This is a genomic window from Sutcliffiella rhizosphaerae (assembly GCF_917563925.1).
Lineage (GTDB): Bacteria > Bacillota > Bacilli > Bacillales > Bacillaceae_I > Sutcliffiella_A > Sutcliffiella_A rhizosphaerae.
On record NZ_CAKJTJ010000003.1, the window covers coordinates 52,473 to 75,648 of the forward strand.

Consider the following 23,176-nt stretch of genomic DNA (forward strand, 5'->3'; position numbering starts at 1 on the left):
AAGCAAAAATTTAGTAAGGTGGCGGGAAATGATGCAAACGGAAACGAGCACACCAATCATAAAGCAAAGAAGTACTAGGAAGTGGAAAAGATGGGGCATTCATCTTTTCCCCATTCCCGCCCTGCTTATTTTTAGTATTTTTATTGTTTATCCGTTGATTGCGGCTTTGTCTTACAGTTTTTACGATTGGAACGGTATAAGCAGGGGAGCATTTGTAGGGTTGAAGAACTTCAAGGACTTATTTACCTTGCAACCGTTTAGTGGCATGTTTTGGAATGCAGCTCAGCACAACGTTCTTTATTTTGTCGTACAAATGATTGTCCAAAATGGAATTGCCTTTTTACTGGCGTTTATTATTTATAAAAAGATTAAAGGGGCAGAATTCCTTAAAATTGCCTACTTCTTGCCAAGGTTGCTATCAGTAATCGTGGTAGGTTTCCTTTGGAAGCTGATATTAAATCCCAATTTTGGTGCGTTAAACGTTCTATTAGGAAAGTTTGGTTTAGAAAACCTGCAAAAGGCTTGGCTTGGAGATCCGAAAACAGCACTTATGGCGATTATTTTAGTAAACTGCTGGTTTGGGATTGGTTTTGCCTTATTGATTTTCCTAGCAGGGCTGCAAAACATACCAAAAGAGTTACTGGAAGCTGCGACGTTAGATGGGGCAAACGGACCGAAAATGTTGACGAAGATAATACTGCCATTAATGGTGCCGTCCATCATGATTATGACGGTTCTGACGTTTATCCAGTCCTTTGAGGCTTTTGAGTTAGTATATGCCATGCAAGGATCACAAGGGGAACCGTATTTTTCAACGGATACGTTAGCGGTATTTTTCTATCGTCTTGCATTTGGAGGCGGCGCTGGGGACTCCACCGCAGTTGGCCTAGGATCAGCTCTCGCAGTGGTATTGTTCTTGTTTATCGCGACATGTACCGCGCTTTTACTTAAACTGATGCAGAAAAAACAAGTGGAAATGTAGGTGAAAATGGTGAAACAGACATTATGGACGAGACCGCTTTACTATACGATTGCCTTTGTATTTGCCACCATTAGCTTGTATCCAATTGTGTTAATGGTTCTGTCATCATTTAAACCGAGTGCGGAAATTTTTATGAATCCTCTTTCTTTCCCAAAGAGCTTCAGCTTGGATACATATCGACGGCTTATGGAGGAAGTACCTTTCATGACCTATTTCTATAATAGTGTCATTGTAAGTGTTGTGTCGGTATTGCTTATTCTTGTAACCACTTCGCTTGCAGCTTTCTATATAGCGAGATATACATTTTGGTGGAACAACATGCTTTTTTTCTTTTTCCTTATGGGAATGATGATTCCAATTAAGCTTGGGATCGTTCCATTATTTATCCTTATGAAGGACATGGGACTTTTAAATTCTTTATGGTCGTTAATTTTTATGTATGCAGCACAGGGAATTCCGTTATCCATTTTAATTTTGACAGGGTTCTTCCGGACGATGCCTGTAGAGCTTGAAGAAGCTGCCAGGATGGATGGGGCAACAGATTTAAGGGTTTTGTGGAGTGTCTTACTTCCACTTATTCGGCCCGCACTTGGGACAGTAATGATTATTAACTTTATCAATTCTTGGAATGACTTTTTCTTTCCATTGATTTTCATAACAGATGATATGAAAAAGACGATTCCCGTTGGAATGCTATCACTCTTTGGAGAGTATTCTGCGGACTGGGGGACACTTTTCGCAGGTTTAACCTTATCCTCCCTTCCTATGATTATCTTATTTTTTGTCGCATCTAAACAATTTATGGACGGCCTGACAGCGGGGGCTGTGAAATAAGCTGTGTGTTTATCAAGTAGGCTCTAATCGAATAGAATGTGGCTGTATTTTAGAAAAAATCGAAACTTGTCTTTTTCATATTTCAGTGAAGCCACATAGTATACGTAAACGGCCAACAGGAAAGGGGGTATATGATGAATGATGTTAACGCAACACACTTAACTGAAATGAAAAATCAGTACTCGGAAAACCTTCATGATTTTTCTACCTTGGAAATAATCAAAGTGATGAACCAGGAGGATAAAAAAGTTGCCTTTGTTGTAGAAAATGCTTTACCGCAAATTGGTGCGGCGATAGATGCTATCTCAGATACGTTAGAATGTGGAGGGAGACTATTTTATATTGGTGCAGGCACTAGTGGAAGGCTAGGTGTATTAGATGCCTCTGAATGCCCGCCTACCTTTGGAGTGCCAGGTACGTTAGTGAACGGTTTGATTGCTGGGGGAGAACAGGCGATTCGATTCCCCATTGAAAATGCCGAAGATGATGATGAAGCTGGCGCAGAGGAGGTTTCAACTAAGCTAACTAGCAATGATATATTAGTAGGAATTGCATCAAGCGGTCGGACGCCATACGTTTTGGGGGCCATAAAAAAAGCAAAGGAACTTGGAATTCCTACAATTGGAATCTCTTGTAACGTTGGATCTGAATTATGCAGGATATCGGATTATCCGATTGAATTGCCTGTTGGACCAGAAGTGGTAACTGGATCTACTAGATTAAAAGCAGGTACAGCCCAAAAAATGGTCCTTAATATGATTACAACAGCTGTCATGATAAAGCAAGGAAAAATTTATCGAAATCTAATGGTGAACGTTCAAGCAACGAATGAAAAACTTCGTCAACGTTCCATTTCCATCATTCAAGATATAACAGGTGCCGATGAAGAGACGGCAAAAGAAATGAATCTAAAAGCAAATGGAGATACGAGAGTAGCAATTTTAATGATTTTGTATGGGGTAGATGAAAAATACGCAGTCCAAATAATTAATGAAAACAATGGACATTTTCCTAGATCTGTTCAAGCATTGGATAAAAGTAAGTAAATGAAAGCATGTACTGTTTCTATATAAATAGTGCATGCTTTTTTATATGGAGCAGAGCCTGGTTATTAGTTACAAATTTTCATAATACCGTTTTTTCTGTTTCTTTTCAGGGTACGGAAAAAGGGCATGTGTTTTTTACATACTAGGAGATAAAGGAGTGGAGCGGCAAATTGAGTAAAAAAGTGAATGAACAAAGCAAACAAGAACAATTGGAACAGTATCGGGTAGAAGATGAAGGCAAAACGATGACTACCAATCAAGGTGTGAAGGTCTCAGAAGATGAATTTTCGTTAAAAGCTGGTGAACGTGGACCAACCCTCATGGAAGATTTTCACTTCAGAGAAAAAATGACGCACTTCGATCATGAACGAATTCCAGAAAGAATTGTACATGCCCGCGGCTTTGCAGCTCATGGTGAATTCGAAGTATATGAATCGATGGGGGCTTATACAAAAGCGAAGTTCTTGCAGGACCCTTCCGTCAAAACACCTGTTTTTGTTCGATTTTCTACAGTTGCCGGGTCCAAGGGGTCTGCAGAAGCAGTCCGCGATGCCCGCGGTTTTGCAACCAAGTTCTACACCGAGGAAGGGAACTATGACCTCGTCGGTAACAATATTCCAGTCTTTTTTATTCAGGATGCCATGAAATTCCCAGATTTAGTTCATGCCGTAAAACCTGAGCCACATAATGAAATGCCTCAAGCAGCATCAGCACATGATACATTTTGGGATTTTGTAGCCAATAACCAAGAATCGGCTCATATGATCATGTGGAAAATGTCAGATAGAGCCATTCCCCGTAGTTTTCGGATGATGGAGGGGTTTGGTGTGCATACTTTCCGTTTCGTAAATCAGGAAGGAAAAGCACATTTTGTTAAATTCCACTGGAAACCTGTACTTGGAACACATTCCTTAGTGTGGGATGAAGCTCAAAAAATTAATGGTAATGACCCAGACTTTCATCGTCGTGATTTATGGGAATCCATCGAAAACGGAGATTATCCTGAATACGAGCTCGGAGTCCAGCTTTTAGCTGAAGAAGATGAATTCAAGTTCAATTTTGATATTTTAGATCCTACCAAGCTATGGCCAGAGGAGGATATCCCAGTAAAAATCATTGGGAAACTTACATTGAACCGAAATGTTGACAATGTATTTGCAGAGACAGAACAAGTGGCATTCCATCCGGGGCATGTCGTGCCGGGCATTGATTTTTCTAATGACCCCCTATTACAAGGACGGTTGTTTTCCTATACGGATACGCAGCTGATTCGTTTAGGTGGACCGAACTTCCATGAGCTTCCGATAAACAGACCTGTTTGCCCATTTCACAATAATCAACGGGATGGCTATGGACGCCAAACTATCAATAAAGGACCTGTGAGCTATCATAAAAACTCCCTAGCCGCTAATACTCCTAGACCAGCCAGCGAAGAGGAAGGCGGGTATGTTCACTACCAGGAAAAAATAGATGGCAGAAAAGTGAGAAACCGAAGTGATAGCTTTAAGGACCATTTTACGCAAGCAATAATGTTCTGGAATAGCATGAGCAGCCCAGAAAAAGAACATATAAAATCAGCATTTAGCTTTGAACTAGGTAAAGTTGAAAGTAAGTCTGTACAACAACAGGTAGTGGACATGTTTGCGAATGTAAGCTCAGAATTAGCGAAAGAGGTGGCCGAAACAATTGGTGTGAACCCACCTAAAGGAGAAGCAAAAAAGGTGACAAAATCCTCTCCTGCTTTAAGCCAAGAGAATACCATTAAAACCCCGAAAACAAGAAAAGTAGGTGTCATTATCGCAAATGGCTTTGATTGCAGGGAAGTTTCATCCATTTTAGAAGGGGTTAAGGAAGAGGGTATTCAACTAGAATTGATTAGCTCAACCCTCGGTAAAGTAAAAGGAGCAGGAGGCTTGGAACTGGAAGCGGACCATGCTTTCTTGACCTGTGATTCCGTTCTATTTGATGCACTATATGTGGTTGGAGGTAAGGATACTGACAAGAAGTTTGACAGAGAGACCACGTATTTTATCGAAGAAGCCTTCGACCATTTCAAACCAATTGGAGGAACCCATGATGGCTTGCAGTGGCTGGAGAAATTGAATATTATGGATGCTCCTGGAATTGTGAGTGAACAGGATAAAAATGTATTTATAAAACAATTTTCCGAAGCGGTGGCGAGCCATAGATTTTGGGATAGGGCTATTGTATAAAAGGGATGCCTGAATTAGTAAGTTTAGTAATTCAGCATTTTTATAGGAAAAGCATACAAGAAGAGAGTCTGGAATGAATATTCCAGGCTCTCTTTTTGAGGTTTAAGATTATACTGTGTTCAGCTCAAGCGCTAAACCCTTAAGGTCATAAGTCGATTCAACAAGAAGGCGCCCCCGACCTAACGGTTCTTAGATATCTATTAGATTAATATTTTTAACTTTTAGACATATATATATTGCATAATTGAAATTTATGGATATAATGAAAGTATAAAGTTTGAGTGGAGGGAAGATCATGAATATTTTTGGCAATGCAACTAAGGTGGAAGATGAGCGTCTTGTGGGAATGCAGAATAAGATTTATAAAGAACTCTATTACCTTGTTCTTTTTATCTGTTTGGCATCCATTGGTATTAAGTTTTATTTAAATGGTTTTTCTAGTAGCGTTGTAACGACAGAATTAACAATATTACTTCTTCAAGGAATTTACTATACATTACGCGCATCACAGTCAGGAGTATTATCTGCTGAAGTAGAAATGCATGATAGAGAGAATAAGGTACCATATAAATATAAATTTGTACTTATTAGTATTGCCTTTGCTGTATTATTGGCGCTTGTTTTCGGTTTTAATAGCGCTAATAATTTTGCAGACACCACAGCAGAAGCATATTGGTTTTTCTTTCTTGTGTTCTCGGTAAGTCTCTTAATCTATATTCCGGTTCTAGTAATAATTTTCGGTGGTTCTTTTTTTGCAGCTCTTAAGAGAAGTGATAAGGCTGCTATAGCGGAACTACAAGATGATGAGAATGACAAAGAGTTGCGTGAATAAGCCATGAAGAATCTAAAAATGAAAATGGCTAGAGTGGAAAAAGACTTATCACAGGATGAATTAGCTAGAATGGTGGGGGTATCTAGGCAAACAATCGGCCTGATTGAACTTGGTAAATATAACCCAAGTCTAAGTTTATGCAAATCCATATGTAAAGCCCTGGATAGAACGCTAGATCAGTTGTTCTGGGAAGAGTAGAAATAAATTTCCCCTTTTGCCAATATACTGTGATATGACAGTTGGGAGAGGGTGGTTTTTTTTGCCAAAAGTAGAGGTAAATGCTGGGGTAGAGTTGCATTTTGATGATCAAGGAGATGGAACTCCAATCATTTTTATTCATGGAGTTTGGATGAGCAGAAAGTTTTTTAAAGAGCAGCTTCCCTACTTTAGTCAAAATTACCGAGCTATTACACTTGATATGAGAGGGCATGGGGATTCAACGAAAGTACAAGAAGGGCATACGATATCCACTTATGCCAAGGACCTCCATAGTTTTATAACGAAGCTAGAACTGAAGGATGTCATTCTTGTGGGATGGTCAATGGGAGCTTTTGTGGTATGGGAATATGTCAGTCAGTTTGGAGAAAGCAATGTGAAGGGGACCGTTATTGTCGACGAACTGGCCTCTGATTTCAAATGGCCAGATTTCGAGATTGGTGCCTTTAACCTTACTACCTTGACTCATTTTATGAGGGAAGTGCAAGAAAACAGGGAGAACTTCTTGAAAGGGTTTATTCCATTGATGTTCAAAAAGGATGTTCCTCCTCAAGATATGGAATGGATGCTAGAAGAGACAACAAAACCGCCTTCAGGAGTGGCAAGTGCTATTCTCTATGATCAATCTATTGTAGATTACCGAGCTATTTTTGCTTCACTTTCAAAGCCTACCCTGCTTTGCTTCGGTAAGGATGAAAAACTCATACCTGTAGCTGCTGGGGAACATTTGAATGCTTGTATAAAAAACAGCACGCTGATTCTTTTTGATAATAGTTGCCATTGTCCTTTCCTAGAAGAGCCTAACGTTTTTAATGAAGAAGTAGCAAGGTTTATTCAATCCATTTAACTGTTTAAGCCTGGTGACAGTCTGCTGTCCAGGCTTTTGTGGTTGAAGGAAGCTGACTTTTTCCTTACAATTAAAGTATGGAATTTTTTGAAAAAGAGGTGCTTGAACTGAATGATACGGAAGAAATAAAGGGCTTTCCTTACCCATTTACTAGCGATAATTACAGATATTCGAATAACTCCAAATCTTTGAATCCCCCAGTTTGTGTCGATATTTCCAACCACTATAAGAAACAAATAGCGCTCAAGAGAGCTTTATTAACAGAACATTTTACACGTTGTTTTCACGCTTTCCCTCATACTAAGCAAGCGCAATGGGAAGCCTTGGAGCTAATTATGGAGCACCTTAGCAGCTACTTCCCGAATCACTTTATTTTGCATAAAACAGGGGATAACTGGACCTTCAGGAATATGCTGTTAGGAGAAGAAAGTACCTTTACTTTCGGAGAGGATATAGAGCATCCGCTAGATTTTATCGGCAGACATGTGCAAGAAGACTTAATCCTCATGTTGCAAAAGGATAATGATTTATTTTTAGATGCTGGACAATTATGTTTTCCTGCCAATTGGTCACTTGCTTTCAACCATGGGATGAATTTTAAAGAAATTCATTTTCCTATCCCTGGATTTAATGAGGAGGGTCTAGATGACCGGATTTTAAGGTTTCTTTTAAAACTAGAAGCTGGTAGTCCATGGGGGAGAAAAAACTGGTCTTTAATGGCTGGAAACCGATTAGATGCTTCATTAGAAACCTTTGTGGACTGGGGGATTGTTAGAGGGGAAGTGACAGCTGAGAACGCCGGGAAACTTGTCCACCTACGTGTGGAAGTACAAAAATTATTCCGTCTGCCAGGCTCCAATGCCATCTTGTTTACTATTCATACCCATCTTCTATCTTTAGAAAAACTAGTAGCCAACCCTACTTGGTGTCATCAATTTTATCAAATATTACAGGAATTACCGCCACATATTGTGGAATACAAAGGGATTTCTCTATATCAGGATAGTGTTTTGGCCTATTTAAAGAAAGAAAGTGAAAAGTTTGTATGAAGGATATTCGAAAGGAAGCCGTTTTTATAGCTGGAAAAAGAAACTATGTTTTATGTGGGGACGACCTTGGTATCACGCTTTTAAATGAGATAGAAGAAAGAATTCAGAGAGATAAGGGGACATACCAAATATATTATCTTAATAAAATGAATCGATCTCTATTGTTAGAGCTGTTAGAGCAGATGAAAATGGGGACTTATTTGTATTTGGTTGCAGATAGCAAGCTTCTCTTCGACTTGAAACCAGCATTGCAGAAACTAGGTTATTCCACCTGTGAAGCCCAGTATATTTGTCATCAAATGGATCATAGAATGGTGTTTTGTAGTAAATGTCATCAAATCTTTTCAGTGTTTAGTAAGGTAAATTGTACAAACTGCCCAAACTGTCAATTAACATTAGAGGTTTCTGAACATTATTCTAAGATAAAAAATGCTTATTTAGGATATGTGGCATCCTGTGAATGGAAGGAGTAGATGGATTTGATAAAAGAGCAACGTTTAGATGTTTTTATCGAATCAATTCAGAACGAAACAAATACTATTAAACGCTTTGTTATGAAGAGATTGGATGGAAAGAAATTATCTTCTTTTATTGCAGGATCTCATATTAAGTTGTTTATTCCTTCTGAGAGGGGAGAAATGGAGAGACGTTACTCCCTCACTAGTGACCCAAATAATAGAGAATTCTATGAGATAGCTGTTAAATGGAGCATTGATTCAAAGGGCGGGTCATCCTATTTACATACGCATGCAAGTGTAGGGGATTCACTGCAAATAAGTTTTCCAAAAAACTATTTTTCACTTAGTCCGTCTGCTAGACACCATGTTTTCTATGCAGCAGGTATCGGGATAACACCCTTTTTATCTATGCTTACAATGCTAAAGAGGGGAGGCGAATCATTTAAACTTCACTATGCAGCAACGTCTAAGCAGGATTGTGCATTCTATCATCGTTTAAAAAATTTATCCGAAAAAGAGATTTCATTCTACTTTTCTAGTGACAGGCAACGCTTAAACACTGATTCATTATATAATCATCAAATTGGGACACATATTTATATTTGTGGACCTACTTCTTTTACTACCTCATTTAAAGAAACAGCACTAGAGATTGGGTATCCTTCCGTTAATATTCACTATGAGCATTTTGGATCACCGATACCAGCTGAATTTGCTTCTTCGTTCCTCATTCAGTTTAACGATGGAAGGCAATTAGTGGTCAATCAAGATGTATCAGTATTAGATACGTTAGTACAAGCAGGTCATTCTATTCCATTCTCTTGCAAAATAGGACGTTGTGGAACTTGCGAAATAAAAGTAAAAGCTGGTTCGATCCTTCATTTGGATGAGTTTCTTACAGATGATGAAAAACAATTAAACAAGAGTATGATGGTTTGTGTTTCGCGATGTAAAGGGGAGCTGTTGCAACTGGATTTGGAGTGAAATGTCAATCGTTGGATATGCATGAATGGACTCGGAACTGATTCTGTTTGGTCAACCATTAGCATGTTTACAATTTAAGTAAACATGTATACAAAATGTAAACAAGTGTTTACGGAAAGTGTTTACAAGTATACAAAGGTGTGCACAAGCTGTTATATAAGGATGTGTACGGATTCTAATTATATGTATACACCTTTGTAAACATGTATTCAGAGTAAACAAATATGTAAACATTTTTTACACTTTCATTACTTTTATGAAGAATGATTGATTACTAGACAGACTTTCGGTACGCTTAAGCTATACTTACATGCTTTATTTTTTCTAAAGATTATTTTTGAAAACCTTGTTGCTATCGTGAACGGTACAAGTAACTAGTGCTCTTTTCCACCATTTCATTTGAAGTGAATGGAAAGATTTGTCGAAAGTGTCGACTTTTTACCGGTTAATAGCAATAATCTTTTAGAAAAAAGCTTACTAAAAGAAAACAAAAATTGGATTGAGGAATAGAAAGGAAGATGAAAGATGAGTAAATCTCGAATTGCAGCAATTGATGTTGGTAATGATTCAATTAAAGCTATTTTTGGAAGATTAGATTCAGAGTTAAATATCCCGAATGTTATTGCACGAGATATCGAGGATCGCCCTGTAATTGGAATTGAAGAATTAGACTCGAAGGATCCGCTTGATGGAATTCATGTTCGTGTTCATTCCCCTGCTTTAATGGACAACAACGCAATCTATCGTATAGGTAACCTGGCTACAAAAGGAAACAATGCTACTGAGCTTGATCCTGGCAGCAGTAAATCAGAAGAAGATCAAACACTTGTCATGCTTTTTGCCACACTGGCGCTAGATGCTGTTCATGCACAAAATGAAAAAAACTTTCCTCGTAATAAGAACGTTGTAGATGCGAACTATACACTTGGTACTGGCTTGCCGCTTAGAGAAGTAAAAGAAGGCAAAGATGCCGGGTACCGTTCAAAACTATTAGGCTCTGTGCATCAAGTAGAATTTCTAATTACACCTAAGTATCAAGGAATGAAAGTAAATATTAAATTTGATGAAGTAAAAGTTTATCCAGAAGGATTTGCAGCATATATAAATTTAGTTCTGGATAATGATGGGAATATCATTAATAAAGATCTAGTAGATAAGAGAATCTTAATTCAGGACATTGGCGGACTTTCTACTGATATTGCTGTAATCAAAAACCGCAATGTCGATGACGATAAGGCACAGGGCTTTAATCTTGGCGTATCCGAAGCGTTGGAACAAATCAGGGAAGAAATTCTATCAAAACATGGTGTGGAACTGGATAGTAGAAGAGATGTAGTAGAAATCATTACGAAAAAGAATGACCGTAATCATATTATGGTTCGCGGAAGCAGAACGAGTGTACATGATATCACAGATCGAATATTGCTTGATCTTGCGAAAAAACAATACCGCCTCTTAAGAAATGTATGGCAAAAGAACTCGCAGACAGAAATCTGCTATTTTGTTGGTGGTGGATCCACAGTCCTAAAAGAGTATTTAAAAGCTTTAAATAATAATCTAGATGGCTACAATATTGACTTTTTTGAAGATGAAAAGGAAAGTATCTGGATGATGGCAAATGCCTATTATAAGTTAATTAATGATTTCGTTAAGAAAAACAGTAATGAGAAAGAGACGAAAGAACAAAAACCAGTGAAAGCGTAATTAGGGTGATAGAATGAAGAAAACGAATTCTAGCCAGGGGATTCAACGTGGACAAGCAATTTCCTTTCGTATCCCCTCTGATACACCAGACCACCTGATAAAGCATTTGCAGCGCTTAAAGGAAAATGAACGTAGAAATTTTTCAGGTAAAATTGCTGAATTTGTCCTCCAAGGAGTCACACAATCTCATGCGAGGGAAAAAGAAACCGTATCTATTCCTCTTCCTAAAGCATTGTCAAAAAGCCAAAGGGATTGGCTGAAACATCAGCATTCTGAAGCGCTTTTAGGCAGTATTGTCTATCAGCTCCTATCGGATCCAGTGCGGGCAACAAGTATCTTGGCAGCGATGAATAGTAATGCGACAGATATTGATCAAGCCCTATATTTGCAAGAAGATGAGATTTTTCACGAAACAGAGAAAATGCAAGAGAGGCAAGAAGATGAGTATGAAACTGTTTCAGAAATAGTGGAAGAAAATGATGATCTGGATTCATTTGATTGGGAAACAGCTAGGCAAGAGCAGGCAACTGCTGAAGAAAAGGAAGAGCTGGAAGTAGAAGATGTCGACAAACTGCTTGGAGATTTCTTAGCTCATATGAATAAATAATAGTAAGGCCGCTATCGTAAAATGCGGCCTTATTCCTCCTCGGTAAAACCGTAGCCTCAGGGTTTGAGCATCCATAGCAAGCCTTACTGGATGATTTGGGATCATGCAGTAATCCCGGGAAATAATTATGAATGGATAGGTACTTGGCATTCGCTCATGAGTGCTAGAGTATTGCCCTCTGAATCTTTAAAAAACACCATCCATGTTTCTGTATCACCAATCTTCGTAACAAGATGTGGTTTATCAAGCATATAAACATGTTTTTCTTTTAAACTCTCATAGCTTTGATGAATATCTTTTACTTGAAAATAGATGACGGAACTAGCATATTCATATTCCTCATTTTCCGGCACACTAAGAAGAATCCTACTATTACCACATTCAAAAAACGCCATGCTCCCAGAAGAAAACAGATGGCTTAACTCTAGTGTCTTTTTGTAAAATAAGGTTGCTCTATCAATGTCTTTAACAGGAACTCCAATTTGACCTATCTTATGGATATCCATCCTATCGCCACCTTTTATCAGACTTTTAAAACTATTTAAATTATCCCAAAACAGACACCTTTCTTCAAGAAAAGCGATTAGAAATATGTTAGTATATCTAAAAGATTTCGTTATAAACATAATTAAAAGGGTATAAAAATAATGGTCAAAAAACCGAAAGACTTACGAACTATATAAAAGATGAAAATACAAATTCACTTTTTAATATGAAGTGCTCATTATATGCCAAAAATAATGTGAAATGATTGGTGGAGGATAAAATGACACAAGAGAACAAATTTATTAGTAAAACATATTTTGAAACCTTTATGTTGGATATGGACACTAAACACCCTGTCCAAGTTTTGGGAGAGGCCTTTCTCGCGGAACAAACAAATGAGGTGTACGACCTTTCATTCATCCGATATGCGCAAGGGGAAGTTTACTTTCACAATAAAGATTACGAAAGTGCTATATATAAATGGGAAAATGTTCACAATGAACTGGAGCCTTGGGCTAAAAAAAACATAGCAGATGCCTATTATGAGTTAGGAATGCTAGTGGAAGCAGAAGACATCTACTCCAACATAGATACAGATAATACTACATTGAGAATAGAAATTGCTCTCCAATTATTTACTCTCTATATTCAAAGAGGCAAACTTGAAAATGCCTATAAGAATATAAAAAGAGCCATTGCGATTAACCCAGATTACCCGCATGTTACCCAAACAGCCCGGACCTTTTACGAAGATCAGGAAGACATGAGAAATGCTTTGGAACTTGCTGTAGGAGAAGCGTTACGAACCCAATCAGAGGCATGGTATGACTATTTGCTCGGTTATATCGAGGCTGGATATGCAACTGAATTTGAACCAGAGTATTTTCAAGAAGCTTTGTTAGCATTACTAGATATCAATCAACAAAAATTCGAAAGCCTTGCTTCTGCATTGTGGCGTAATTATGAAGGGCACTCGCAATATTTACAATGGGTAAAGACAGCAAACAGCATTTTCACTTCATTAAGCAGGGATTCAGAGGCGTCCTGGATCAAAGTAGAGGACTTACATCAACGTACGTACTTGTCACTTATTCATGGGAAATACTTAATTAAGGAAATACAAGGTATTGTCCCAGATCTACTTGGCAGTTGGCTCAAAGTATCCAATAGATCAAAGTCCTTGTTTGCCTCAGCGGCAGTCATGTCCTGGAATGAAGTGTTTCCGACTGCACTACCTGCACATGTGTTAGCGGATGCGGAAAATCGCATCTTCCATTATGAACATGACAGCATTCAAGTTAGCTATACAGTTGAATTGTTTAAAACACTTATTGATTGGGCGAAAGACAATCACCTGGAAGTGGCCCATCAGAAGAAGTGGTTGTTCTCCCAGCTTAGCAATCTGAACCGAAAGCATTTAGTTGTAACTGGTACCGCCCAAAACGGAAAGACATCCTTTATCAATTCCTTGATTGGTGAAAAATTACTAGGCGATGAGAATGCGCCTGTATTTGTCAGTTCTGACGGGGACACGGCAGAAATGAACGAAATCTCACTAAAAGAAACGACAGTATTAGGAGATGTTGGGGAACATAAAAAAGGGTCCATTATAGACTTAAAATGGCCATCTCCATTCCTTGAAGACGAGCAATATTCCTTAATTAGTACACCTGAATTTGAAGGACCTGAAGTAGAAAACAACGCAACAATGAAGTATATTCCGCTATCTGATGGATTATTGTATATTCTAGATGCCCAAACACCGTTTACAGAGGAAGAACTAAAAGTATTGGTGAAAATAAAAGAGCATGCACCGGAAATCCCTGTCCATTTTGTACTAAACAAGATGGATACTGCATTCCATGAAGCGGAAGCAACTCAAATTGTGGAAGAAGCGAAGCACCGCATCAATGAGTTTTTCCCAGATGCAAGAGTATTCCCTTATTCATCATTGCGTTCAGCAAGCAAGCAGCACCAGAGCTTGGCAAGCTTTATGGAAGCAAACTTCAAGCTTCGCAGTAAAGCAGTGGAAGAACGCCGTACATCCAAGCTATTACAATTAATCCGATCCACTTTGACAGAGCTTTTAGATAGCCGGATTGCGATGGAAGATAACCTAAATGGGACAGTTTCCTTCCATGAGGATATATTAAATCGCCTTAATGGATTTATTAATCATATGCATGATACGGAAAGTGAAAAAATCCAAAGCATCACGGAAAACTATCGCTCCGTTACAGTCGAAATGAAACATGAAGCATTAAAAGCAATACCGAAACTGCTTCAGGAGTGTTCAAGCTATGTGAAAGAAAATAGCGACTTTAAAACATTGCACATAGAGTTGAATGATCGAATGAATGAAACGATCCGAACGTATATGCACTCTGATCTTTTGCCAAGATTACGACAAGAGTTACAACTATGGCTGGAATCGTCTAATAGGGAATTGAAGGATAGCCAAGAATATTTAGAGGGAATGAGTGATACTTTTAATGCCCTTTACAAAGAAGAGAAAATGCATTTAGTTTGTGATTTTAAAGTAATGGAAGACTGGCGCCGTGATATTAACAGGATTCTTAGCAGAGTAGAAGTAGAAAAACAGAATATCCTGAACCGCTCAAACACCACACAGTTCTTGTTAAAAGGTGCTGGCCGTTTATTTGGATCGCTGCAACAAAGCAATCAGCTGCTCTTTACCCAATATAAAAAATATATTGAGAATGAACGCTTCACAGATATTGCAGAAGCTGTAGTAGAAAAATTCTTCCTCGAGTTTGACTTATTTGAAAAAGCCTTAAAGGCAGATATTAATCTTTTCTACGAGGCACCATTTGCAGAACTTCACAAAACCGTAGAAGAGACAGAACAAACCATTCACTTTGCAAATAAAAAGCTAGAACAAATGAAAGCAAGTCCAGAACGTTATTATGACCCCTTGAAGCTGTTTGAAGTTCGACTTCTTCAATATGAATTTATGGTCAAAGCATGTGAGGATAACGCTTATATACCGACACACTAATGTGAAATCCCCTGTGGCAAGATTTAGCTACAGGGGATTTCTTTTTTGTATTCGAATTTTCACGAGGAAACCTTTCCAAATTAATCGAATAGGAAATTTTTTGGGCTTGAACCTTACGTAAGGTTATGTTTTATAGTGTACATAACAATGAAAAAGAGAAAGGAAAAGTAAAATGGAAAACACAATTGTTAAGACGCTAATTTATGACAAGCAAGTTCGTTTATTTTTTGTCGATAATACAAAATTAATTAATGAAATACTTAGGCTGAACAAAGAAACAAACAAAATTCTAAAACTTGCATTAGGTAAAACCATTTCAGTAGTGAGTATAATTTCAGGAACCTTAAAAGAAAATCAAAGAATAAGCCTTCAAATGACAATGAGTAACCCAAAATATAAAATTTTTGCCGATGCGGATGCAAAAGGAAATGTCCGTGGGTATTTAAACGAGGAATTACTCAAATCTCCTGACGATTATATGGATAAAATATCTCTTGCTAGCCTTATTGGACATAAAGGAACTATTCAAATGATTAAAGGGTCAGTCATGAATCAATTTACTGGAATAACTGATATGCCATACCAGAACATAGCTGATGACATTTCACATTATTTTATTCAAAGTGAGCAAGCTCAAACATATATTGGAGCCAATATTCGATTTGGAAATAACAATTGCGTCCTTTTCAGCAATGCTATATTTGCTCAATTACTACCAGGTGCTCCCCCTGAGCTTATTTATGAAGTAGAACACAAGGTTAATACTAATCGTGAGTTCTTTACCAGCTTGTACAAATGTAGCAATATGGAAGAAAAGCTAAGTGAGGTATTTAAGGATGTGAAAGTTTTAGGATATAGTCCCGTTCAATTTTTCTGTGGATGTTCAAAAGAAATGTTCTATGGGATGCTCCATTCTTTAAGTGAAAATGAATTAACACAAGTTATTAATAATAAAGAGGCTGTTGATACATGTTGTCAAATCTGTGGAAGGACATATCACTTCAATTTTAATGAAATTCAAGGACTCGTAAATGGAAATCATATTTAATAAGGGTGAATGGTAAATGAAAGAATACTGGAAAGTGGGAGAGCTTGCGAAATTAACTGGCTTAACAATAAGAACTTTAAGATATTATGATCAAATAGATTTGTTTTCTCCCTCTCAATATACAGAGTCTGGACACCGGCTTTACACAAAATCGGATTTGTCTAAACTACACCAGATCTTGGCTTTAAAACAAATTGGGCTATCTTTGGATGATATAAAGTCGATCATTACGAAAAAAGAAGAAGATTTTGACACCAATATTTTAGAAACCCAAATAACACGTATAAAGAAAGATATACAAGTTCAACAAAATTTACTATACGAATTAGAGAGTGCTTTAAAAACAATTCGTATAAAAAAAATAATGTCTGTAGAGGAATTAACAAAGCTATTAGGAGCAATGAAAGTATATCAGGAAAAATATTTTACAAAACAGCAATTAGACATAATGAAAAATTACTATGATCAATATGATGAAAGTACATTAAATGAAGTGGAAAAAACCTTTAGTATGATTTTGAAAAAAATACAAATAGAAAAAGAAAATGGAACTCCCTCTAAAAGCAATAAAGTACAAAAGTTGGCAAAACAATGGAGTGACATTGTTTACTCATTCACAGGAAATGACCAAGAATTAAGAAAACAAACTGAAAAGTTCCATGCAGAAATCCCTGATAACGGTTTGCGTTTTGGGATGGATGCCGAGTTATATAAATATATAAAGGAAGCATTGGAATGAGTTTATAGTAAAGCTACTTTAAGGTGAAATACAGTGTATGCATTAGCTCATGTAGATACCACACTGACTATAGTGGGGGAGGAGTGTGATGCAAGTGGAGGCAAGTCGAGCTGAGAATGTCGATTGGTGTCGCACCGTCGATAAATTCCCTTTATCCGTCGATAACTATTAAAATTTCGTCGATATCCCATTCTTCACACACAAAAAAAGGATGACCATTTAGGCCATCCTCTTTCATCTATTCTTAAAACGTCGTGCTTGTTGTCAAATCTTTTATTACTAGAATGATTTTTCCTTGATCCAGCTTGTCCTCCAGCTGTTCTGCTTCAGGTGCAGAGAATCCTAACTCTTGGAACTTGGCACGGAGCTCGTCCCCTTTGCTGCGGAAAATATTTTTCACGTAAGTATCCATACCAACTTCACCGGCGCCGACTGTATTAGCATCAGCGTTATCAGCTATACGTCTTGTCCGGTCATCATCATGAGTAATGACATAAATATCATCATCATGTACACCTTGTGCTTTTAACTCTTGAACTGCTCCTACTACTTGCTCGTCATTTTGAAATTCTTTATAATTTGGTTTCATGTTTTATCGCCTCCTTGGTTATGTAATAAAAATACCCGCATGACAAAAAATAAAACCTGAAAAAAACCGACTGTTAACAAACATCTCCTGATAATTACCACAAAACTTCAAATACTAACTAGAAATAAAGATGAAGGGAGAGCGAAGCATGCTGTATGATTGTATGATTATCGGGGGAGGGATAGCAGGACTTCAGGCAGCTATACAGCTTGGAAGATATCAATATAAAGTCCTTGTAATAGATGATAAAAATGGTAGGTCAAACATATGCAATTGCTATCACAATCTTCTTGGTTGGCCAGAAGGAGTTAGCGGAAAAACCCTTCGCTTACTTGGAGAACAGCAGGCTGAAAAACTGAACGTGCAATTTCAACAACAGAGAGTGACCTCCATTACGAAAAAAGACGGGGGATTCCAAGCAAATACAAGTGATAGTTACACCTTTCATTCCAAACGGTTACTGCTGGCAACAGGTGTAAAAGACAATATTCCGCCTTTTCCGCAGCTCTTTCCTTGTTTAGGGATAAGTGTGTTTATTTGTCCAGACTGTGATGGATATGAGTCGGCAATGAAACCTACTCTTGTATTAGGATCTGGAAATGCAGGTGCCAATATGGCTTTGGCGCTTACCCACTGGACCAATCTCATCACATATATAAACCATGACAATAGAAGAATAGAGGAAGAAATGAGCAAGCAGCTTGCTAAAAAAGAAATAACTATTGTAACAGAACCAATAACCTCTCTTCATATTAATGAAGACCTATTTCAGGGGGTAACAGTAGCAAGTGGAGAAACTCTAACTGCCACCACTGCATTTCTTGCTTTTGGTGGGAATAAGGTACATACAGACTTGGCAGAACAGCTTGGAGTAAAGCTGGAACATAACAAGCATATAAACGTGGATGTGAGAACAAAAATGACAAATGTGGAAAATGTGTGGGCGGCAGGGGATATTGTAGCACATTCAGAACAGGTCACCATTGCAATGGGAGACGGTGTTCAAGCAGCCATTTGGATTCATAAAAGTTTGCTGGAATAGACTTTTTCAGCCTTGACAAGAATTTATGCAAGTGCGTAACATGAGATGTAAGGGCTTGCATAAACTTAAGTGAGTGGAACAAGTAGTTATTAGTTGATAGTGTCTTCCATTTATCCGAATTAGGAGGGGAAAAAATGGAACAAAAGAAGCTGACAGACTATGAAAAGTATATCCGTACGGACGAACTACTGAACTTACAGAAAAAAGAAGAAGATTTATGTTGTGAAGATGAATTGACCTTTCAAATGATTCATCAAATTGCCGAGCTGCATTTTAAGCTGATTATCCAATACATACAGTTGGCTGATAAAAACATGCTGGAACAAGAGGTCATACAAGCAACACAACAGCTTCAAAGAGTAAATATGCACCTTAAACAACTACCACCTGTCTTTGATATGGTAAAAGTGATAAGTCCCCTAGACTACCATACCATTCGTCTTTCTTTAGGAAGGGGAAGTGGCCAGGATTCGCCAGGGTTTAATGACATACTAAAACTTGGCCCGACGCTATGGGAACCTTTTGAACAGCTTCTAAGTACTAAACAACTGACACCCTTTATGCTTCATCAGACTGCAAAGGATAATATGGAATTATTCCTGTTAATGCAGGAGTTAACTGCTTTTGATGAAAACTTCCAAACATTCCGCAAGCATCATATCCAACTTGTGCGCAGAATGATAGGGTTGAATACGAAAAGCTTAAAAGGCATTCCAGCTCAGGCATTAGAGAATGGGGCAAAATATGAATTTTATCCAAAGCTTTGGGAAGCAATATGTGAACTGACCGATTGGACAGGATCCAGTTATAATCCCAAGCCATTATAGTAAAAGCTTGTAGACTTGACTTCTATAGTCTACAAGCTCTTTTTTCTGATAAGCCGACCCGTCTTATGCTTGTTAGGTACAACAATTAAGTCTTCATACAGCTACTGGACGACGCTATGGCGATTCCCATCTGGGTCGTAAAGATGAAAGCCTTGCATGCCATCAAATTCATGAATGTCGCTAAGATTGGCATCCTTCTCAAGTAATTGTTGGTGCACAGCCTTCACATTCCTGGTATGAAATCCATAATAATGATTAACATTGTAGTCGTTTCGCGGAAAAGTTGGTTGAGTGATCTCATATGATTTTACAAGGCAAAAGGTAACAACGCCATTTCCCATTATTAACACGTTAGCCTGTGGTTCATCATTGTGTAAAACCTCAAAGCCAAGCATATTTCGATACCATTCTGTAGATATTTCTAAATCCCGAACTGAAATAAAAATCCCAACCCCATAAAGTAATTCTTTATCCATTCTTCACCCTACATTTTCATTTTCTCTTACACCTTAATAAACGAGAAAAATCAATAAATCCTTACATACTTCCTTCAAAAAAACGATAAACATGTACATTCTCACTCTCGCATCCATCGTTACTATTTTCATTTGCGGACAAGCGTTTCAACATTCGCCACAAATAATTAATTCGTTTCCATCTGGGTCCGTAAATTTATAGCAAAGCGATTTACTATAAGGCGTTATTTTTTGAATATGAAATCCATGTCCAGTCATCTCTAAATATGCGTTATAGATAGTCTTATCTTGATAATAGGGTGCTAGTAAGTGATCAAAATGAGATACAGGCAATTTGTTATTACCCTTTTAGTAAGTGTCTTTCAATTTACTTTGCTTTTCATATTCTTTCCACTGTGGATGAAATTTTGGTTTTACTAAAATTTATGGGTGGAGTTTAAAACTTATTTCCCCCATCTAATAGCAATAGCACCCCAGCCTAAACCAGCTCCGTAACCGATAAATAGTAATGTATCGCCATCTTTGATGTTTCCTGACTTTACTTCTTCAAAAAGGCCAATTGGAATGGTAGGGGCTGAGGAATTTCCGTAATACTGAATGGTTTTCGTATGTATTTTTTCTAATGGAAAGTCCAATCTTTTGGCACTTTCTTCTATAATTCTAAGGTTGGATTGGTGTGGGATAATAAAGTCAATATCTGATAGGCGAAGATGTGTTTCTTTGAGTATGTCTAATACGGCCTGTGGAAATTTTTCAGTTGCAAATTCGAAAACGGCCCTTCCATCCATTTTAATGTTTTTATTTTCATCCAAATGAAGATATTTACCACCACTTCCATCCATTTGCATCTGTATGCCTAATATACCTTTTGGTTTAGGGACTTTTCCTACGACAACGGCTGCTGCACCGTCAGCAAACAGAAGGGCGGTTTTTTTATCCATCGGATTTAGGAGGGAAGAACATTTATCTACTGCTATTACGAGGACATGTTGATAAAGTCCGGTTTGAACAAATTGAGCTCCAGTAGCTAGAGCCGTAATGAAGCTTGAGCAACCTGAATGTAAATCAAGCCCTGCACATTTCGTGGCACCGATACGATCTTGAACAAGCGCAGCAGTTATATGGGTATCATGAGTGTTAGTCCCAATAATGACCATATCAATCTCGTCTCCATCCAAACCTGCGTCTTTGATTGCCCGTTCTCCCGCAATTACACACATGTCTGCAAGAGACGTTTCTGGCTTTTCGTAACGTCTTTCTAAAACTCCAGTTTTTCTAAAAATCTCTTCTTCCGTAATATTAAACCTGTTGGCAATCTCCTCATTACTAATAATCTGCTCAGGTAAATTAACTCCAAGTCCTAGGATTCCAGCATTATAATCCAACTTCACTCAACCTCCTATAAATATCTTTTTTTACAATATATTGTAACATTATGGCGAGGTATTTGTGTGAAAAAGTAGAAAATTTGGACATTTGCAATAAAAAAGCAGGAGTAGGGGTGAACCCTGACTCCTGCTTTCATAGATTATAACTCTTTTTTCTCCGCCCATTCTTCTACATTCCAAACCTTTGTCACCCACTCCTCATAGAAGCTAGGTTCATGACAGACAAGTAGAATGGTACCCTTATAGGCTTTTATGGCACGTTTCAGTTCTTCCTTTGCTACTACATCAAGGTGATTGGTTGGCTCATCAAATAGTAGCCAGTTGCTTTCATGCATCATTAATTTACACAAGCGGACTTTTGCTTGCTCTCCACCGCTTAGCTGACTTAATGGACGAGAAATGTGCTCGTTTTTCAAGCCGCAACGTGCTAATATTGCACGGACTTGATGCTGATCAAGTGAAGGAAACTCATTCCATACATCGTCAATAGGTGTTATGTCTTTTGCTTTTACCTCTTGTTCAAAGTAAGAAGGGAAGAGGAAATCTCCACGAATAACAGATCCTCCAAGTGGATCAATTTTACCTAAAATGGTTTTAAGTAAAGTAGATTTTCCGACACCGTTACAACCAACAATGGCAATTTTATCTCCACGCTCGATTTCCATCGTGAGTTTTGGTAGAAGTGGATTTGAATAACCAATCTCAAGGTCTTTTGCCTCTGCCACATAACGGCTGCTAGCTCTTGACTCTTTAAATTCAAACGTAGGCTTCGCAGCAGTTTCTGGACGATCAATTCGCTCCATCCGATCGAGCTGCTTTTGACGACTTTTCGCTCGCCCTGTAGTAGAATAACGTGCTTTGTTTTTTGCTATAAAGTCTTCCTGTTTCTTAATAAACTCTTTTTGCTTCTCATAGGCATTAATATGCTGATTTTTATTTAATTCCGCAAGCTCTAGAAACTTCTCATAGGATGCAGTGTAACGTGTTAACTTGGAAAACTCTAAATGGAAAATAACATCTACAACACCATTCATAAACTCGGTATCATGAGAAATTAGTAGAAATGCGTGCGGATATTCCTTCAAGTAAGAGCTTAACCAGCGAATATGCTCCACATCCAAGTAGTTTGTAGGCTCATCTAGTAGTAGTACTTGTGGCTGTTCCAACAGCAGCTTAGCCAAAAGTACTTTCGTACGCTGCCCCCCACTTAAGGCTGATACATCACGATCAAGTCCGATTGCATCTAGACCTAGACCTCGTGCAGTTTCTTCCACCTTTATATCTAAATTGTAGAAACCGCCAGCATCTAAATGGTCTTGTATTTCCCCCATTTGCTCTAAGAGCTCTTCCAATTCCTCTGGTGTTGCGGTGCCCATTTTATCGGTAATGGCATTTAATTCTTTTTCTTTTTCATATAACGGCAGGAATGCATCGCGAAGAACATCACGAATAGTTTTCCCTGGCGTTAGAACAGTATGCTGATCAAGGTATCCATAGTGAACACCAGGAGTCCACTCTACTCGTCCAGTATCGTAAACAATTTCCCCTGTAACAATATTCATCAAGGTAGACTTACCAACTCCATTTGCCCCAACAAGGCCGACGTGTTCCCCTGCTAATAATCGAAAGGAAACATCTTTAAATAATGTACGATCTCCAAAGCTATGACTTAAACCATCTATTGATAATAAACTCATTTTCTTTTCCATCCTATCCTAAAAAATATCTATCTCCCATCATACTAAAATTTGTTAAGAATGGCTATGTGTGAAATTGAAGAAGTTCCTTCC

Annotated in this window: 22 protein-coding genes; 17 read left to right on the forward strand and 5 right to left on the reverse strand. The window is 38.0% G+C overall.

Features of this window, described 5'->3' with window-relative positions:
• Positions 1-31: 31 nt before the first annotated feature.
• The 12 genes from LRP81_RS03905 to LRP81_RS03960 all read left to right on the forward strand — a co-directional run bounded on the left by LRP81_RS03905 (position 32) and on the right by LRP81_RS03960 (position 11,772).
• On the forward strand, positions 32-982 hold the full coding sequence (locus LRP81_RS03905) for a carbohydrate ABC transporter permease (protein WP_230500124.1): 951 nt from the start codon (positions 32-34) through the stop codon (positions 980-982).
• Positions 983-991: 9 nt separating this feature from the next.
• Positions 992-1,816, forward strand: coding sequence for a carbohydrate ABC transporter permease (locus LRP81_RS03910; RefSeq protein WP_399207070.1), 825 nt, complete (start codon positions 992-994; stop codon positions 1,814-1,816).
• A 131-nt stretch (positions 1,817-1,947) separates the two neighbouring features.
• Positions 1,948-2,862 (forward strand): N-acetylmuramic acid 6-phosphate etherase, encoded by a 915-nt coding sequence (murQ, locus tag LRP81_RS03915; RefSeq protein ID WP_230499946.1) that lies wholly within the window; start codon positions 1,948-1,950, stop codon positions 2,860-2,862.
• Between the two features lie 170 nt (positions 2,863-3,032).
• Entirely contained in the window at positions 3,033-5,075 is a 2,043-nt protein-coding gene (locus LRP81_RS03920) for a catalase (RefSeq protein WP_230499947.1), read from the forward strand.
• A 295-nt stretch (positions 5,076-5,370) separates the two neighbouring features.
• Positions 5,371-5,907, forward strand: coding sequence for a DUF6773 family protein (locus LRP81_RS03925; protein WP_230499948.1), 537 nt, complete (start codon positions 5,371-5,373; stop codon positions 5,905-5,907).
• Positions 5,908-5,910: 3 nt separating this feature from the next.
• A complete protein-coding gene (locus tag LRP81_RS03930; protein ID WP_230499949.1) occupies positions 5,911-6,105 on the forward strand; it encodes a helix-turn-helix transcriptional regulator in 195 nt (64 codons plus the stop codon).
• Positions 6,106-6,166: 61 nt separating this feature from the next.
• Positions 6,167-6,970 carry an alpha/beta fold hydrolase gene (locus LRP81_RS03935; RefSeq protein WP_230499950.1) on the forward strand — a complete coding sequence of 268 codons (804 nt, stop codon included), beginning with the start codon at positions 6,167-6,169 and terminating at the stop codon, positions 6,968-6,970.
• 77 nt (positions 6,971-7,047) lie between these two features.
• Positions 7,048-8,019 (forward strand): heme-dependent oxidative N-demethylase family protein, encoded by a 972-nt coding sequence (locus tag LRP81_RS03940; RefSeq protein WP_230499951.1) that lies wholly within the window; start codon positions 7,048-7,050, stop codon positions 8,017-8,019.
• Positions 8,016-8,492: a dimethylamine monooxygenase subunit DmmA family protein gene (locus LRP81_RS03945; protein ID WP_230499952.1), complete on the forward strand. Its 477-nt coding sequence runs from the start codon at positions 8,016-8,018 to the stop codon at positions 8,490-8,492. Before LRP81_RS03940 ends, LRP81_RS03945 begins: the two co-directional genes overlap by 4 nt.
• A gap of 6 nt (positions 8,493-8,498) precedes the next feature.
• Positions 8,499-9,461, forward strand: a complete 963-nt coding sequence (locus tag LRP81_RS03950) for a PDR/VanB family oxidoreductase (RefSeq protein WP_230499953.1) — start codon at positions 8,499-8,501, stop codon at positions 9,459-9,461.
• Between the two features lie 525 nt (positions 9,462-9,986).
• The gene (locus LRP81_RS03955) at positions 9,987-11,165 is read left to right on the forward strand and encodes a ParM/StbA family protein (RefSeq protein WP_230499954.1); all 1,179 of its coding nucleotides are present in this window, start codon (positions 9,987-9,989) and stop codon (positions 11,163-11,165) included.
• Positions 11,166-11,178: 13 nt separating this feature from the next.
• Positions 11,179-11,772, forward strand: coding sequence for a hypothetical protein (locus LRP81_RS03960; protein ID WP_230499955.1), 594 nt, complete (start codon positions 11,179-11,181; stop codon positions 11,770-11,772).
• A gap of 125 nt (positions 11,773-11,897) precedes the next feature.
• On the opposite strand, the gene LRP81_RS03965 is transcribed toward LRP81_RS03960, so the two are convergent.
• Entirely contained in the window at positions 11,898-12,278 is a 381-nt protein-coding gene (locus LRP81_RS03965) for a VOC family protein (protein WP_230499956.1), read from the reverse strand.
• A gap of 260 nt (positions 12,279-12,538) precedes the next feature.
• On the opposite strand from LRP81_RS03965, the gene LRP81_RS03970 reads away from it, so the two are divergent.
• From LRP81_RS03970 to LRP81_RS03980, 3 genes are all read left to right on the forward strand, one after another.
• A complete protein-coding gene (locus LRP81_RS03970; RefSeq protein WP_230499957.1) occupies positions 12,539-15,277 on the forward strand; it encodes a GTP-binding protein in 2,739 nt (912 codons plus the stop codon).
• Between the two features lie 172 nt (positions 15,278-15,449).
• Entirely contained in the window at positions 15,450-16,325 is an 876-nt protein-coding gene (locus tag LRP81_RS03975; RefSeq protein ID WP_230499958.1) for an Hsp33 family molecular chaperone HslO, read from the forward strand.
• Positions 16,326-16,341: 16 nt separating this feature from the next.
• Positions 16,342-17,064: a MerR family transcriptional regulator gene (locus LRP81_RS03980; RefSeq protein ID WP_230499959.1), complete on the forward strand. Its 723-nt coding sequence runs from the start codon at positions 16,342-16,344 to the stop codon at positions 17,062-17,064.
• Between the two features lie 244 nt (positions 17,065-17,308).
• On the opposite strand, the gene LRP81_RS03985 is transcribed toward LRP81_RS03980, so the two are convergent.
• The gene (locus LRP81_RS03985; RefSeq protein ID WP_230499960.1) at positions 17,309-17,653 is read right to left on the reverse strand and encodes a general stress protein; all 345 of its coding nucleotides are present in this window, start codon (positions 17,651-17,653) and stop codon (positions 17,309-17,311) included.
• 148 nt (positions 17,654-17,801) lie between these two features.
• On the opposite strand from LRP81_RS03985, the gene LRP81_RS03990 reads away from it, so the two are divergent.
• Together LRP81_RS03990 and LRP81_RS03995 are read left to right on the forward strand one after the other, a co-directional pair.
• The gene (locus LRP81_RS03990) at positions 17,802-18,695 is read left to right on the forward strand and encodes an NAD(P)/FAD-dependent oxidoreductase (protein WP_230499961.1); all 894 of its coding nucleotides are present in this window, start codon (positions 17,802-17,804) and stop codon (positions 18,693-18,695) included.
• A gap of 134 nt (positions 18,696-18,829) precedes the next feature.
• Positions 18,830-19,522 carry a tryptophan 2,3-dioxygenase family protein gene (locus tag LRP81_RS03995; protein WP_230499962.1) on the forward strand — a complete coding sequence of 231 codons (693 nt, stop codon included), beginning with the start codon at positions 18,830-18,832 and terminating at the stop codon, positions 19,520-19,522.
• A gap of 101 nt (positions 19,523-19,623) precedes the next feature.
• Here the strand turns inward: LRP81_RS03995 and LRP81_RS04000 are convergent, their stop codons facing one another.
• The 3 genes from LRP81_RS04000 to LRP81_RS04010 form a co-directional block, all read right to left on the reverse strand.
• Positions 19,624-19,998 carry a VOC family protein gene (locus tag LRP81_RS04000; RefSeq protein ID WP_230499963.1) on the reverse strand — a complete coding sequence of 125 codons (375 nt, stop codon included), beginning with the start codon at positions 19,996-19,998 and terminating at the stop codon, positions 19,624-19,626.
• Between the two features lie 443 nt (positions 19,999-20,441).
• Entirely contained in the window at positions 20,442-21,389 is a 948-nt protein-coding gene (locus tag LRP81_RS04005) for a 3-oxoacyl-ACP synthase III family protein (RefSeq protein ID WP_230499964.1), read from the reverse strand.
• 137 nt (positions 21,390-21,526) lie between these two features.
• Entirely contained in the window at positions 21,527-23,083 is a 1,557-nt protein-coding gene (locus LRP81_RS04010) for an ABC-F family ATP-binding cassette domain-containing protein (protein WP_230499965.1), read from the reverse strand.
• Positions 23,084-23,176: the final 93 nt, after the last annotated feature.